Origin of the sequence: Sphingomonas sp. Leaf208 (assembly GCF_001421415.1) — a bacterium.
Taxonomy (GTDB): Bacteria; Pseudomonadota; Alphaproteobacteria; order Sphingomonadales; family Sphingomonadaceae; genus Sphingomonas.
Genome location: NZ_LMKH01000006.1, coordinates 52,855 through 67,772, shown reverse-complemented (window position 1 = coordinate 67,772; position 14,918 = coordinate 52,855). Strand labels below are relative to the sequence as shown.

The 14,918-nt window shown below is 60.7% G+C and carries 14 protein-coding genes and 1 pseudogene; 6 read left to right on the top strand and 9 right to left on the bottom strand.

The features are described from left to right. Positions 1–125 precede the first annotated feature (125 nt). Positions 126–725 carry a class I SAM-dependent methyltransferase gene (locus ASE69_RS05075; protein WP_056483924.1) on the top strand — a complete coding sequence of 200 codons (600 nt, stop codon included), beginning with the start codon at positions 126–128 and terminating at the stop codon, positions 723–725. Here ASE69_RS05075 and ASE69_RS05070 read toward each other — a convergent pair. The 5 genes from ASE69_RS05070 to ASE69_RS05050 all read right to left on the bottom strand — a co-directional run bounded on the left by ASE69_RS05070 (position 722) and on the right by ASE69_RS05050 (position 7,757). Continuing rightward, positions 722–1,732, bottom strand: coding sequence for an HNH endonuclease (locus ASE69_RS05070; RefSeq protein WP_200924120.1), 1,011 nt, complete (start codon positions 1,730–1,732; stop codon positions 722–724). The genes ASE69_RS05075 and ASE69_RS05070 overlap by 4 nt on opposite strands. After that, complete coding sequence (locus ASE69_RS05065; protein WP_082452888.1) at positions 1,710–3,128, bottom strand: tyrosine-type recombinase/integrase; 1,419 nt, start codon at positions 3,126–3,128, stop codon at positions 1,710–1,712. The genes ASE69_RS05070 and ASE69_RS05065 overlap by 23 nt, the downstream gene beginning before the upstream one ends. 191 nt (positions 3,129–3,319) lie before the next feature. Then, on the bottom strand, positions 3,320–4,981 hold the full coding sequence (locus ASE69_RS05060; protein ID WP_162236841.1) for a recombinase family protein: 1,662 nt from the start codon (positions 4,979–4,981) through the stop codon (positions 3,320–3,322). 273 nt (positions 4,982–5,254) lie between these two features. Then, positions 5,255–6,562: a hypothetical protein gene (locus ASE69_RS05055; RefSeq protein ID WP_156362153.1), complete on the bottom strand. Its 1,308-nt coding sequence runs from the start codon at positions 6,560–6,562 to the stop codon at positions 5,255–5,257. A gap of 244 nt (positions 6,563–6,806) precedes the next feature. After that, entirely contained in the window at positions 6,807–7,757 is a 951-nt protein-coding gene (locus ASE69_RS05050; protein ID WP_200924119.1) for an SAM-dependent methyltransferase, read from the bottom strand. Positions 7,758–7,861: 104 nt separating this feature from the next. Here ASE69_RS05050 and ASE69_RS23345 point away from each other — a divergent pair, with 104 nt between their 5' ends. Beyond that, positions 7,862–8,407, top strand: coding sequence for a helix-turn-helix domain-containing protein (locus ASE69_RS23345; protein ID WP_082452887.1), 546 nt, complete (start codon positions 7,862–7,864; stop codon positions 8,405–8,407). Positions 8,408–8,452: 45 nt separating this feature from the next. Here ASE69_RS23345 and ASE69_RS22770 read toward each other — a convergent pair. Together ASE69_RS22770 and ASE69_RS21075 are read right to left on the bottom strand one after the other, a co-directional pair. After that, a pseudogene (locus tag ASE69_RS22770) lies at positions 8,453–8,677 on the bottom strand (IS3 family transposase); the annotation flags it as partial. A 472-nt stretch (positions 8,678–9,149) separates the two neighbouring features. Continuing rightward, positions 9,150–9,907, bottom strand: a protein-coding gene (locus ASE69_RS21075; protein WP_156362152.1) for an IS5 family transposase whose coding sequence is annotated in 2 segments (ribosomal slippage) — positions 9,150–9,586 and positions 9,586–9,907 — 759 coding nt in all. Because the reading frame shifts where the segments join, the coding sequence is not laid out codon by codon here. A 140-nt stretch (positions 9,908–10,047) separates the two neighbouring features. Between ASE69_RS21075 and ASE69_RS05035 the strand changes: the two genes are divergently transcribed. Next, the gene (locus tag ASE69_RS05035) at positions 10,048–10,608 is read left to right on the top strand and encodes a hypothetical protein (protein WP_056483909.1); all 561 of its coding nucleotides are present in this window, start codon (positions 10,048–10,050) and stop codon (positions 10,606–10,608) included. A gap of 116 nt (positions 10,609–10,724) precedes the next feature. Here ASE69_RS05035 and ASE69_RS05030 read toward each other — a convergent pair whose 3' ends face one another. Then, positions 10,725–12,146: a hypothetical protein gene (locus ASE69_RS05030; RefSeq protein ID WP_156362151.1), complete on the bottom strand. Its 1,422-nt coding sequence runs from the start codon at positions 12,144–12,146 to the stop codon at positions 10,725–10,727. 701 nt (positions 12,147–12,847) lie between these two features. Between ASE69_RS05030 and ASE69_RS05025 the strand changes: the two genes are divergently transcribed. Both ASE69_RS05025 and ASE69_RS05020 read left to right on the top strand, forming a co-directional pair. Beyond that, positions 12,848–13,063 carry a hypothetical protein gene (locus ASE69_RS05025; protein WP_056483904.1) on the top strand — a complete coding sequence of 72 codons (216 nt, stop codon included), beginning with the start codon at positions 12,848–12,850 and terminating at the stop codon, positions 13,061–13,063. After that, positions 13,060–13,389, top strand: coding sequence for a hypothetical protein (locus tag ASE69_RS05020; protein WP_056483901.1), 330 nt, complete (start codon positions 13,060–13,062; stop codon positions 13,387–13,389). Before ASE69_RS05025 ends, ASE69_RS05020 begins: the two co-directional genes overlap by 4 nt. A 522-nt stretch (positions 13,390–13,911) precedes the next feature. Here ASE69_RS05020 and ASE69_RS05015 read toward each other — a convergent pair. Further along, on the bottom strand, positions 13,912–14,124 hold the full coding sequence (locus tag ASE69_RS05015; RefSeq protein ID WP_056483898.1) for a hypothetical protein: 213 nt from the start codon (positions 14,122–14,124) through the stop codon (positions 13,912–13,914). Positions 14,125–14,420: 296 nt separating this feature from the next. Here ASE69_RS05015 and ASE69_RS05010 point away from each other — a divergent pair, with 296 nt between their 5' ends. Beyond that, on the top strand, positions 14,421–14,918 hold the full coding sequence (locus tag ASE69_RS05010; protein ID WP_056483895.1) for a hypothetical protein: 498 nt from the start codon (positions 14,421–14,423) through the stop codon (positions 14,916–14,918).

The window sequence follows — 14,918 nt, the reverse complement described above, 5'->3', positions numbered from 1 at the left end:
CATTCGTAAAGATGAACCAGCGTCGGAAGTTGGGAAGCGAAGGAAGAGGCGTTAGCGTCCGTTTGTGGGCCTCATTGACGAATTACGGCATTCGAAGAAGCTGTGTGTAGCTGTATAGTGCCACGATGCACGATCCCGAGACGCTCGCATTTTATGGTTCAGAGGCATGTGAGTATGTGGCGCGGTACCGTGGTGAACAGAGCCACGATCTAGCAGGCTTCCTCGACCGCCTACCACCGCCAGGACGCGTGCTGGAGCTAGGTTGCGGTGGTGGCGGCGACACGGCAGCCATGCTCGCGTCCGGCTTTGACGTGGTGCCCACAGATGGATCGCCTGAAATGGCGCGGGAGGCGTCATCTCTTTTAGGCCGCCCAGTCCAGGTGCTGAGGTTTGAGGATCTCGAGTGTGAGGAGGCTTATGACGGCGTGTGGGCCAGCGCGTGCCTGCTGCACGTACCCCTCGCTGATTTGTCGACTGTTCTGGCACGTGTGCATCGTGCGCTCCGACCGGGGGGCTTCTTCTACGCTAGCTACAAGGCCGGGGTAGGGGAGGGGCGAGATCAGTTTGGTCGCTACTACAACTACCCGTCCAGCGAGGTACTTCGCGCGGCGTATCTGGCAGCGGGGCCTTGGTTGTCGCTCGAGATCGATGAACAGCAAGGCGGTGGCTACGACGACCAGCCGACGCAATGGGTATCGGTCACCGCGCGAAGAACGTTGAGCTAGAAGGCTGCGTCGTCACGCGCGACCGCGTTCCACTCGATAATTCGCGCCAGCTTGGCCGCGTGATAGTTGCCCTGCAGGAAGGCCACTCGAAGAGCCGGAGTCGACCCAGTCTGCGCCATCAACGTCTCGCGCAGCGGGTGGTGGCTGGTGATCAGGAATTCGTTGCGACGGTGCAGGCGAGATACCAGTTCGAGCGCTGGCACGCAGTCAAACTTCCCACCGGCGCCTCGATTGCAGTCGCGGCAGGCAAGAACGAGGTTCCACACGCCGTTCGGGTTTCCTGTCAGCAGCGACCGGAGCGCCCAGGGGAAGACGTGGTCGACGTCGGCGGTGAGCTGCCTCGCCGCGATCGTCACTGGCGTGAAGCAGTAGAAGCAGCGGCCTTTCTGATAACCATTCAGCGCTGCCCTGGCGGACGTGACAGCTATCCGTCTCGCGCCGTCCGCGGCGATGAACGATCCGTCTTCGGCGTTATATGCAATCAGCGAGCTGGTGACGCCCAGCTCCCACGCGGTCTCCACCAGGCGCCACCGCGCCTCCGTTTCAGCCCCGAGGTCGGCGGCGGCAGAGTCAGACGCGAGTTCCTGCAGCGCAACCGTTATCCGGATGCCGCCGGCGGTGGCGCGCTCGTCTAGGAAGAAGCGCTGCTCGACGTCTTGGCGGCCAAGGCGGTGGAAGGCGTCGATGACGTTGCCGAAGCCGAGGGCCACCGTGATCGACCGAAGCTCGTCTTCGGAGACGCTGCCAGTATTCGCACCCTTACATGCGTCCAGAAAACGGCTCGACCGGCTGGTACCTTGCTTCGATGCTTGTGTGAGGTGCGTTAGCAGGTGGCGGCTGTACGGACCGGCTAGCTCTTCCAGCGTGATCAGGTCAGCCCCGTCCCGCGCTAGCTCGAGAAGCGCCTTGGCGAGCGCGAGCTTGTATGAGGCGACATTCCGACCGAAGAGCATCAGAGCTCGAAACTGGTTCTGGCTTGTCGGCTCAATGGCAAGAAACGGCATCATCGGCGTCGCGTATAGACTCGTTCGCGCGAGTGGTCGCTAGCTTGCGGCTGCGGACATCTCGCATGGGCCAGAGCAGGTTTGCCATTGAGGCTCCGCCGACTGGTACGCAGTTGGAGCTAGCTCCTTCACGGGCAGTCGGTCCCATCAATGCAATGGGACCGATGCTTGCCAAGCGTGCGACGCTTAGTCCAGCGAAAGAGATGGGCTGTTCGTCAGGGTAGAACCGGCTCTGTATGAGACCGGGAGACATGCTGCGGAAGATCGATCCAGACACGTCGCTGGCGGCGTCGCGGACCGTGCCGCGTGCCAGGTGAGCGTAGCGCTTCGTGGTCTGCTCGCTCAAGTGTCCCAGGATCTTACCGATGACCAGGAGCGACATACCGCTGGCAGCAGCTACCGACGCAAAGGTGTGGCGCAGATCGTGAATGCGCGCATCGTTCAGACCGGCGCGTTCCCGAACCCGTTGCCAGAATGGCTGGAGGTCGGTGAGACGCCCACCGGTCAGTTTGCCCGTAAGCACCCATGGGTTGCCGTCAACTTGCGGGATTTCGCGCAGTACCGCCAGGACCGGGTCACCGACGGGTACGTCCTTGGCGCCGGTTTTCGAGTCCGGAAGCCTTAGCAGCCCGAGCTTGAAGTCGACGTATCCCCATTGAAGCGTCATGATTTCGTTCAACCGACAGCCGGTCAGCATCAGCAGACGCACGGCGGCAATCGCGGAAGCCATCTCGATCCGCTCCGCTGTCATTTCCTCCAACACCTCGCCGACGCGGCTAAGCTCGGCGGCGCTGAGGAAGCGCTCCCGCTTTTTCTCCGGGTACTTCTTGATCCCCTTGCGGGGATTGGTGCCTTCTGGGCGATGCCCCCATTCCTCGGCTAACGAGAACATCTTGGACACAACCTCGATCGTCCGGTTGGCCTGTGTGGGTTTGTGTCCAAGGTCCCGGTGCAGTCGGGCAATGTCCTGGCGCGTGACCTCGTCGACACGCTTGGACCCGATAGCGGGCAGAATGTAGGATTTGAGTGACCGGCGGTATTCCACGGCCGTGCTCGGCTTGACCCACAAGGCGACGTGACGGTCGTCGAAGACCTCGGCGAGCTGCCGGACACTTAAGGCGCGACGCTTTGCATCACGCTCGGCGGCGGGGCTACCGCCCATCTGGACCTTCGCGGCAGCGGAGCGGGCCTGTTCGCGAGCTAGTGCTAGAGATAAGACGCCTACCTCGCCAATTTTCAGCTGACGCCAGCGGTTGCTTTCGTCGCGGTAGCGGTAGACCCAAACCCGCCGGCCCGAGGTCAGGAATCGAATACCGAAGCCGCGGACATCATCATCCCAGAGAAACTCCTTGTCGTGCGTAGTCGCCGCTTCCACAATGGTCTTCGTCAACTTGGTCATGAATGTCTCCTGATACCTGCGCCATCTCCGAGCCGTTCTCAGGTAGCACCTAGGAAGCAAGGTGCAGAGTAACGGGGCGAAAACGCTAGAACATCACGAGCGGCAATGCTGCGATACAGTCAAGGTAACGGTCTGAAAAAGCGAAGAAGAAGGTAGATCTAAGAAGAACTACGTAATTAGATCTGCAGAACTCATAACCTGAAGGTCACAGGTTCAAATCCTGTCCCCGCAACCAACTTCATAGAACTCGACATGCCGCCCTCACGGGCGGCGTTGTCGTTTGTGGCAAAGGCGACGAGGTCTGCGACCTTAGCGACGACCTCCGCCTCCGGGCCATCCCTGCCGTCCGGGTAGATCGTCACGCTTTCGATAAGCGTCGACAGGATCTCTGCGGCTTCGCCGCGGACCGTCTCGGCATCGAGCGCCTCGCGCAAGCGGCCGACCTTCTCCTTGAACAGTTGCTGCACCGCCGGAGGCGAGAGAATCGTCGCGGAGGGCGCGACCGCCGTTGGCGTATTCAACTGTGCTTCAAGGCGCGCTTTCTCTGCCTCGCGGTCGCCAAGGAGCTTCAGCAGGGCGGGGCTCGCCACCGCGGCCAGCATGTTGGCGGCCAGCGTGTCGATCTCGCGGGTGACTACGGCGAGGTGGTCGATGATCGATTGATCCTGCCTCGCCGACGTGCTCGTCAGCCGCACCATCTCCCGCCGGAACTCATCGGCGAACAACCGGGCATGATCCTCGGTCAGCAACTGCTGCTGGAGAATCGAGAGGGTCGCCGTTTCGAGGGGGCCCTTTCGGACCGAGACCGTGTTCGAGCAGGTGCCGCGCTCCTTCTGGCCGGCGCAGCGATAATAGTCCTTGCCCGAAATAGTGTAGCCCGACCCGCAACAGCTGCAGCGGATGAGTCCCGACAGCAAGTGCTTCCTGCGGTTCTGACGGGCGACCGGAATATCGGTGCTGGGACGCGAACGCTGCTCGATCTGTGTCTGAACCGCGCTCCACTGTGCGTCATCGACGATGCGCAGATCCGGCACGGCAACCTCGATCCATTCTGAATGTTCGCGTAGGCGATAGCGTCGCTCGCGCTTTTCGCTGTCAGGGTTGCGACGCCATTGCCGGCGTCCCCATACCAGCCGGCCAACATAAAGCGGGTTGTTGAGAATGCCGGTCGCCTTTTTCGGGTCCCCGCGGACCGTAGAGGCATTCCACTGCCCGCCACGTGGCCCGGGCACGCCGTCGGTATTCAGCTTGGTAGCTATTTGGATGGAAGAAGCGCCGGCCGCGAACTCGGTGAATATGCGCTCGACGATGGCGGCCTGCGCCTCGTCGATCTCGAGCAGGCCACGAATACGTTCACCGCGATCATCGAGGCGGATGACCCGCTTGTAGCCGTAGGAGCGACCACCGGCGCACCGCCCCGCAAGCACTGCCGCCTCCATGCCGCGCAGCGTCTTGTCAATGAGGTGCTTAAGGAAGATCGCGCCCAGCAGCCCGGCGACGGCGAACTTGATCTCGTCGACATGCCCCTCGCTCACCGTGTGCAACTGCACCCGGTGGTAGGCCAGCTTCTTGCCGAGCCACGCCACATCCTCCGCATCGCGCGCAAGCCTGTCGAGCGCTTCGCAGACGATCAAGTCGACTGTTCCCGACTCGATGTCCGCCAACAGTTTCCTCAGGCCGGGCCGATCACGGCGATAGCCGGACTGTTCGGGGTCGTGATACGTCGCCATCACGGTGCCGCCAACATAGGTGACGAGCTTCATGCACGATTCGGTCTGATCAATACTCGACGTGACCGTCTGCATCGCGGTCGAGTGGCGCCCGTAGAGGACGATGCGGGGGGCAGGGCGCATCAGCATGGCATAGGAGCACCTTCTGTCAGAAGTATATTAAGCGGCGGGCGTGCCGGGATCATTGGATGCCCGCGAGGCGGACGCGCTGCGTGCATAATGGTCGGCTGCGGCCTGTTTCGCCATTAGCCGGACGAGTTTCGCCATGCCGATAGCGAAGGCCGGATTGGCAGCGTGCGATGGGTCGGCGGGAGCGGGAGTGGCAGCGGGTCTCATCCATAATGGGATGACGACTCGGACGATGAGCGGACAGGGTACCTAAAACCGCTGCGGCGATCACCGCCCCAGCCACTCCGCGGACGAGATCTGAAGCAGTGCCGCACCCTGCGGCGGCGTAGGGTCATCCAAAAGCTTATGCACTCGCTGCAGCAGTTTTCGGCCCGCCTTATTGTCGGGGTCGGTGCTTGTATCGCCGATACGCCAGTCGCAGCCGCTGATCGCCTTCAGCGCGGTGGCAATCCGACGCACGCGGTTGGCCGTGCCAGGCAAGGCAGGCGGAGTCGGTGCTGTCATCGACACCGGCTGTCCCTCGTCGATGGCGCGGAGTGCCGCATCCAGTCGGCTAGGCAGGGCGATAAGGTTCATGGCCAGGATGGTAACGGCCTCGGGAACCGACAGTCCGAGCTGTGCTTGCGCGAAGCTCTCCTTACCTATCCCATCGGTGCGAAGCATCTTCGGGGTGATGGCGGTCAGCGGCGCGATCTCGGTCTGGATGCTTGCGGCTATGCGCAGATTCGCCGTAGAGTCGAACGCGGCGGGTCCGACGCGCTGGTAGATGCGGCGTGCCATCGACAGGAGCCGATGATCATAGGCGAGCCGGCCGCTGGCGATCGCGCGGTCCAGCGTTTTTCTGCCCGAGTCGCCCCCTGCCATGCCGAGAAACTGGTCCAGGCGTTTAGAGGGTTTGACGAGCCGATCGATAAGAAGGGTGCCCTGCCTCGCCCAAGCTGGATCGTCATCGACGAAGCGCGGACCCATCGGCTCGGTCGCAAGGCGTCGTAGATACTCGGCGAGGAGTCGGGCGCGAACGACACCGAGGAGCAGCGCGTGATCACGTACGACTGCGCGGATAAGCGTCCGCTGGTCGGGTAAGTCCGGCGTTAGTAGGTAGAGGCCGACTAGATTGCCTTGAAGAAGCAGCCGCCAGCCACTCGCGCATGACGCGCGAAGCGCCTGCAGATTTTTCGTGTGCCGCACGATGTCGAACCCGAGATCCTTCTGTAGTTGGTCGACGTCGGCGATCGTCGTTCCGCCCGTCAGCATGCGCGTTACCCATACGCCGATGCTACCGGACGGGCGATAGTGGCGGGGAAATACCAGCGGCTTGAGAAGCAGCTCGCCGGAAAGATGGCGAAGGTCTCGCTGCCGGCCCTCGACGGCAACCTTGAGTGTGTATTTCCTCCAGGTGAGGTCGGCGTGAAGGGCGGAAGGCGCCACCGGCTCTTGTCGCTCGTCGTTCAAGACCGAGGAGATATGGGCAGCCGCCAGATCCTCGATACGGCTCACAGGAGTGCCGCTGGAGAAGAGGGCGTGGTTTACGAGGCTCGCGGGGCGATGACGACCGACGAACGGCACCGTGTTCAAGTATGTGCTCATAGAAAATACTCAGGTCAGCGCATACGGTCCCTGGAACCGTATCGATTAACCCCGAAGGGCGTTTGCTGACCCGCACTCGCAGCGGCGGGAGACGGAAAGGCGGGGTTGATAGCGCGCCCCGGCGACCTGCATGCAGCCGCTCCAGGTGGCGGCTGTTGACCTAGCGCCTCGTCCGCGCATCTCAAGACGAAGCTGATTGGACATTTCGCCCTGCGGCTATCTTGTCAAGCTGTCATTCTGAGCCGGGTGCGACTGGCGGCGGGCAGTGACTCCCGTCAGTCCATTGGCGGTACAGCGCGACGATCTCGGACTTTGCCAAGCTGGGATTGCCTGCGACGTCGCCTGCGACATCGGCGAAGTTGATCTGCGACATGATGTTCTCGACAGCGCCTCGGATGAAATAGTGAGCGGACGGGCTGGCGGAGAAATTATGATGCAATCGACCCGCCCGCTCTCCGACCCGCTGGATCGCGAAATCCGCGCGTTCCGGCGTTGTGAACTCGAAATCGGGGTGGTTTGTCGCGACTGGCCTCGGCGTGCGGAATTGCGAGGTGCGACGCCAGATCTGGAAAACTGCGGGCACATTGTACGGCTTCGACTGGAACAGGAAGGCATTGGCGGGCACATCATGCTCGCAGACCAAGTGGAACGAAGGATCGAGCCGATTCTCGATGGAAGCTTTCCGGAATGTTCTCGGGAGGATGAATGCAATTAATTCTGATTGATCAGCCGCATGATTGAAAAATCTGACCGCCGTACTGGAGTTTTTGCCGAAGGGCGGGTTGCCGATGATAGCGATCTTTTGATCGGTCTTGATCTTAGTCGTCAGGAAGTCGGCAGTCGCTATTCCGGGATATTTAGGGTCGACGTCGTAGCCCAAACTGCCCGCGGGCAGGAGGCTGAAGAACGCTCCCGTCCCGGCGCTTGGCTCGACCATTTTATAGTCGGACGGGTTGAAGTGGGATTTGAAGATGCCGTAGAAATGTAGGGCGACATCCGACTTGGTGAAGTACTGGTCGCGTCCGCGATCCGATGCGTGATTATCGTTGCACGCTGCACTTGCGACCGATGAAGCCGGATTGAACGCGGTTCCCGCCGAGAGCGATGCGGCGATCCCGAATCCGCCGACCTGATGCGTCGTTACCTCTGTGGCGACGCTTTTGATGCCCATGATCACAACCATTTCATTAGCTCCGCTTCATTGCTGTTTAAGGAAGTTCTCTTTCCGTTCCTGTAATTACCGATTGGCGGTTGCGTTCGATACCGGGTTTTGCAAAACTGTCGCAAATGGCTAAACAAAATCCCTTCACGCCGCGTTCGGCTCGCCCGAGCAACCTTCATGAAGTGGTTAAAGAGCTGCGAAAAAAGCAGAGGAAGACCACCGCAGCGCTGGCAGCCGAAGCGGACGTAAGTGTTCGAACGATTCAGCGAATGGAGGCCGGCGAACCAACGTCTGCTGACACGATCTTGCGGGTGGAGAAAGCTCTCCTCTTGGCACCCGGTACGCTAGTGGAACGTTGGGAGACCGGTGAGACGATTTTGTCGGCAGGTATTGGGCCGAGAATGCGTGAGTTACGTCGCAAACGGCGTGTAACAATCACGCAGGCAGCGGGTTACAGCAGGCTAAGCGTGGCTATGTTATCACGCCTCGAGAGAGGTCTTCTCGGTGACTTGCATTGGGAGGAACTACCGATAAACTTCAATCTCATAAGACTTTTAGGCTTTTCCAGTCGAGACCAATTTGAAGAATGGGTTGAAGGTAAAATGCGAGCGCCAGTTCCCGCGATAATAACGCGAGGCTGGCCTTCTCTCGCCCGCACCACTTCCGCATGAATGGCGCAGCAGTACGCTACCCATAACGTGGCATATTAAGAAGCTTGCTTTCACCATGTCGGCAACCTCGGCCGGGACACCGGCACCTTTGCCGCTGTTGACCTCAGCTTTCTTCACCCACTCATGCAGCGTTTGCGGAACGCAGCCGATTTTCTCCGCGATTGACACCACCGCGGCCCATCGCGAGGGACGATCCCGCTCGTGTTCAAAGACTATTCGCATTGCGCTTGCGCGAACTTCCGGCGCAAACTTGTTCGTCCTCTTGCTCATACAAGCTCCACCTTCTCGGCAGTTGGAGCCTCCGGCGAACCTGGCGCAGTTCACGCCTGTGGCGCGTCTGCGGTCGACGCAGGGCGGCAACCCAGTCGGCCAGCACCGGTCAATTTCAACGAACGGGCCAAGAAGGCGGATAACTAGGGAGCTTGGGGTCGTCATCTGCGAGTAGCGCTCTAAGCCCCTCGCGGGCTGCTCCCGCTCTTCTGGGTGACCGATCACGGGCAATAATCTAGCGAAATGGAGCCGTTTGAAGTTGCCGCAGCTATTAAGGGCGGGCGGTCGATCCGAACTGCTTATTGATGAGTTGGTGGTCACACAGCCTTGATAAGCAAAATAGGTCGCCGTACGGCAACCGGGCGCCGGCCATTCTCGCGCAAGAAATAGCGAAGGACTCATTGGGCACCTTTCGCGAAGTTTCTGCCGCAAGTGCAAATATACAATTGCTCCTAGGGTCAGGACTCATTGGTCATAGCCAGAAGATGACGGTGGCCGCGAGCGCGACGGTAGACAAGAAGACGGTTGGGCAGCGGCCGTAGCGAGTGGCGACGCGGCGCCAATCCTTCAGACGGCCGAACATGATCTCGATGCGGCTGCGGCGCCGGTAGCGGCGCTTGTCGTATCTGACCGGCTCGTTGCGCGATCTGCGGCCTGGGATGCAGGGCTGGATGCCCTTGGCTTCCAGGGCGTCCCTGAACCAATCGGCGTCATAACCACGGTCGCCAAGCAGCCACTGTGCTCTCGGCAGATCGTCGAGCAAGGCTGCCGCGCCGGTGTAGTCGCTAACCTGCCCGGCGGTCATGAAGAAGCTCAAGGGCCGCCCATCCGCATCGCCGACGGCGTGCAGTTTGGTGTTCATGCCGCCTTTCGTGCGGCCGATCAGGCGGCCGAGATCCCCTTTTTTACCCGCAGACTCGATGCCGTGCGGTGTGCCTTCAGGTAGGTCGCGTCGATCATGACCGTTTTCGGTACGGCTTCCGCTGCCGCGAGCCCCTCCATCATGCGCAAGAAGACACCCCTCTCGCCCCACCGCTTCCAGCGATTGTAGAGCGTCTTGTGCGGCCCATAGTCCTTCGGCGCATCACACCAGCGTAGCCCGTTGCGATTGACGAAAACGATGCCGCTGAGCACCCGCCGATCATCGACCCGAGGCTTGCCATGGCTCTTGGGAAAGAACGGCTGCAGACGCGCCATCTGCTCATCCGTCAGCCAGTACAGGTCGCTCATCCACGCTCTCCTCACGGAGCCTGAATTAGATCGCGCCTCTCACATCAATGGGTCCTGACCCTAGATTGGGCACAGGCTTGTGCAGCTGGCACCGCGTTCCCATCATCAAATTCTCCGTAATAGCTGTATGAGATAGCATTATGTCCGACAGTAACCCTACTCCCGCACGCATCGAGGCTACGCCGACAGTCATCGCGCTGCTCGAGGCAGAGATAGCAGAATATAATAGCCGCCGCGCCAAATTGCTCGAGGTAGTGGTCGGATTGACAGCAAACCGGCGAGCGGAGGTATTTAGGCAACATCTCGAAGGATTGACGCTTAAAACTACCTACAACGCGCATCGGATCAAGGCTGGAAAGATTCTGGTTGCCAAACTGCGAGAGGAATTGAAACCGCTGATCGAGCAGGTGCTCGTTAAGGAGCTGGCGATCCATCTCGCTGAGACAGAAGTGGTGCTCTATGAAGATACGGAAAAAGATATCCTGCGGGAGCGCGCGGTCAAAAAAGAGACGGGACTCTACGCTGATACGGCAAGATTCATCGATCTTCTCTACGATGAGCATGAGGTGAGCCGCGACGACTTTGCGGCGCTGACGACAGAGGACGTGGCAGCCGTCGCGGCATTGATCAATGAGCGCGTGAGCGCGCGATTGAGCGAGGAAATGTGTACTGAAAGCTTGAATTTCGCTAGGAAGTTTTGACCCTATTTAGACCAGAGTAGCGTGGAAAGGTTCGAAACTGATCTGCAAAAATGTGTGATGCATAAGTTATCAGAATATAGAATGCGGAAACATGTAATAAGCTCCAAACAAAGCGATTAGTACAGTGTGTGGTTCAAAGGATCGAAATTCCCCAGACCTGGCATGGGGTCGGCGAGTATCGCTGCGGCCATCTCGTGAAGTAGATCAAACCTGCCGCTGTCCGCTTTGCGTAGCTTGAACCCTGCCGCTTCCCACTTATTACGCGCCGTCCAATCCGGCGCGAGGCTGAGATAACAAGCTGACGCCTGAAATAGGGCAAGGTGATCGAGCGGCACGGTGGGCGGCGGGGGCCCAATATCCCGTGCATACCGGAACACGGCGCGGCCAAGCTGATGCCGCTGTTTATCGATCAGTCCAATTCCCGTCGCGGTTAAATCGAGGTCGTCGCAGTCGAAGGGGACGGCGGGGAGGGCGGTAGCGATCAACTGATGGTCGCTACCCCGCTCGGCAGCGACCGGCATCAGGTAGAGCAGCCGACGATAGTGGGCTTCGGCTATTTCGCTGGAGAGCGGTAGGGGATCGCTGGTCAGATAGACTGCAGAAGGGAGGCGGGCGCCGGTCATCACGGCGCGCCAATCCGCATAGGCCGGCTCCTCATTTGCCAGCCGATCAAGCACGTGCCTATCGTGTCCATTGGCCGACGAACCTAGCATCAGCTTTCCGAACGCCACGAGTTCGTTTTCCCGGCGTTTATCTCGGTCTTCTACGGTGGCGAAGTAAACGGAGGGATCGGCGTTGGCTGGGAGGCTTGAAGCGACCTGAGCGTTGGTCGAGCGTGGTTTTTTACGGCCAGCGTGCTCTGCCCATTCGCGCGTTGCGTCGATGATGCTGGCACGAAGGTGACCGAGGAAATCCATGTCCGCGCCGAAATCGGCCAAGTACCGTCGCAGTTTGGCATCCTTCGGCTGGGATACTGCTCGCATCAGCGGCCAAGCCGAGCCGAGCGCCACTTTGGCACCGATCGCCTTACGTAATTCGCGTATCAGCGTGACGGCAATCAGCAAGCCCAATTCAGTGCGCTGCTTTTGCGCTATCGTTGCGTGCACTGAACCACGCTTATTAGCCGTCCGCTCATATCGTGTCAGGATCCGCGGTAGATAGTTGCCGGCGGAGCCTGTCTCGTTCCCTGGTTTCCGGACAGGGATGTGAGCGGCGACGTCGAACTCTCCATGGGCGATCGCTTCAATCCAGGCGCCGACATCCGGCTCCGAGCCGACCAAGGCTTCCATCAGCAGCGGCAGCACGGTTTTGCGACCGATGTGAACGCCCCCCGTCTCGTTCTTGTGGCCATGCTCGGTGACGAGCATGTTGAGCATTCGCTTCGTCATCTCAGCGGCGGTAACGACGATCCGGCCGTCGTCATCCCTAATTTCCATATGCTGCCGATAGCTCTCCACCTCCTGCGGTGTCAGGAGCTGATTGAGGTCGAGGACGGTCTCCGCGGCTGCGTCGCCGGATTCAACATTTCTGCGGGTCATGGCACAGGAAATTGCCATGTAGAGCCTGACAAGTGGTGAATCGAGCCTCACAATTTATTCGTCCGCCACCTCACAAAGGGATCAGGCAGGGCCTTACAGAAGGGGTAGGGCGCCCTAACAGGAAGAAGCACCGAGGGGCTTGCAGACCCTCACAAACAGTTGCGGCGCAATACCGCAAAACTGGGGCACCCACTTTTGCTTTGGCGGCGCGTGCGCGCGAGGCGGCCTGCTGCCGCTGTGGAGGCGGCGCCTCCAGGTCCTCCGATGCCGCTACGACGGCATCTCCGGAAGGCGGACTGGTGAGCATCACCGTGTAGGCCGGTTATAAGAGTAAGGAGCCCGATGGGGCTTTGGCATCTATTCCGATTGTAGGCGTGCGAAGGGAAGCGACCCAACAGCTCACTCGTTCGCCTACGTCGCGGCGGTGCCGATCTGCCTCAGCTCAAGCCCGATGCCGGTCCGTAGCGCGCCGATCCCGTCCACCCGCCTGATTGGATCTTGGGCCATCATCCCGCTGCCCTGGCCGAGTGTGGGAACGGCTGTGCCGTCCAAGAAGACGATCGTCTTCAGAGGGCGGCAAACCCACGCCGGGGCGCTTCAGGACAAGGCTGGTAGATTCGGAGAGGAGCGTCAGACCTTGATGTCGTGATGGGGAGGAGAAAAGGCAGTCCGCCTTAAGTCCCGCGCGACGCGGAGGACATATGAACGAACTCTACGTCGTGCGCGAAGTGCACAACAGCGGAGCAGGTCTGAGCGGCATCGTCGCACTGCTCGAAGGACACATCTGGATACTGGCCGAGCGCTGGGTCGTGGAAGCCGCGCTGATCGAAAGGCGTATGACCGCAACCGATTTCGAGCGGCTTTGCATCGTCGATGCGGCGTGCAAGCGCCGTCAGATCGCGCGGGGGGCGCTGTGAAGGGCGGCCGTCTGCTCGCCCTGCCACATGACTGGACGACGACGCGGGGGCTGTGGCTGCGGATGTCCGGCCTTCACGGCAACGTGCTGACCGACAGTGAGACGATTATCACCTTCGAACAGCGACGCGTCATTGAGGTCGATGTCCGCGGGTGGTCGATCGTCGAGATCATCGAATGCCTGTCGACGATGCAAACACCGCCGTTCGCCCGGCCCGAGTTGCGGCATCTCGGTATGACCGACCTGGAACCGTTGCTCGGCTGCAACGCGATCGACCGGATCGAGGTGGTGCGGCTCATGTCACTCGTGCCTGGGTGGAAACCATGATTGCTGCCGGGTTCTGCGTGGTGGGGCTGCTAGACGGCTATGCCGCTGGCGCCGGCAAAGCGATGGGATTGTCGCAGCCAGCGCATCATCTTAAGCTGGAGCGGGCCAGCAGGCGATGGCGAGCAGCGCCATTGGCTAAGCTTGGCTGAGCCATGGCTTGATCCGGCCCTGGGCCACGAGCAACGTGACGGCCAGTATCTGCGTGGCTTAAGCGATCCTCAGCCGGGTCGAGACATATAACCCGTCACACATCTGCAGCTCGATCCTGTTCTCGGCCGGCCGCCACAGCGTCCAGCCAAGCAGGGCTGCCGGCACGAGCACGTAGGCGTAAGGACCGGCGGCGGGACCAAAGTTTGATATGTCAGCCAGAACGCGCCCACAGCCACCGCATAGGACGGGAACGCGATCAGCATCGCATGCGACAGGACGACACGCCCGAGTAACAGCAAACGTGCGTCCGACAAGGACCCCCGTAGGGACGGCATGGTCGATTTACTCAGCTGTTGGGATCGCCCGCCCGCATCAGAATGCTAATTTCGATTTTGCCGATGTCTGACGGGCCGCATCCGCGTCAACTGTGGCCTTGTCGGCGTTCTGTGCCAGGCTGCCGCGCCCGGCCATGACGTCGAGCCCGGATGAGGTGTCGGCGACGAAGATCTGTCCCCTGCTGAAGGTCAGATTCCCGCATTCATATCTAGCGTCCCAGCATGACCGCGCTTTGGGGACGTCGACCATCGGGCGACCTTATCTGGTAGCGACATGCCCTTCAACGCCTGCTGATCAATGGGCGATTAGCGCGATGCTGGTGGTCATAGGCCGCGCGATGAGCGTCGCCATTGTCGCCTCGGCGCCGAGGATTCTAAGCAAATAAAGCCCCTCCGAATACCAAGACGAGCCTGCGCCGCTACGGGCGGCAAGATAAGCAACAGCGAGAGGGGGGAGAGAAACCTTTCGGCTGAACCGGAAGGTGAAATGATCCCGACAGGTGACGCGAACAGCCCGCGCGCCTGCTCCGTTGAGAGACGAACACAATGAACCATCATTCGAACGAGGCTGCCGCCATCGCGGCAGCGCTCATGGTTGCGCGCCTGGCGGCATTGCGCTTCGAACCGGACGTCGACGTGCCGATGTTGAAGATTCGCAACTACCTCCACGCGCGCACTGCGCGGCTGCTACTTGTTCCCTCAACCCTGTCGGACGGCAGCGATGCCGCCGCCGTGGGCGAGGTGATGGCGGCGTTCGGGTGCGACGCGCTGGTGGCGCGAGCAGATGGCGCCGATGCAACGCGTGCCCGCTTTACGGTCGGTCTGCATGGACATCGCCTGTTCTGGTCGGCGCCTACCCGGCTGTGGCTCGGAGCAGCGGCACCGGCGCATTTTGTCCCCAATCATCCGGACGACACCGTCTTTGCCCTCTTCAGCGTAGGGCTGCGCGGTTGTGAGGTGCCACCGTGGAGCAGCGACGAGGAGCGCGAGGATGGATTCGCGCTCGGCGCCGACGCGCTTGCGGCCTTGATGGCGGGGCGCTGA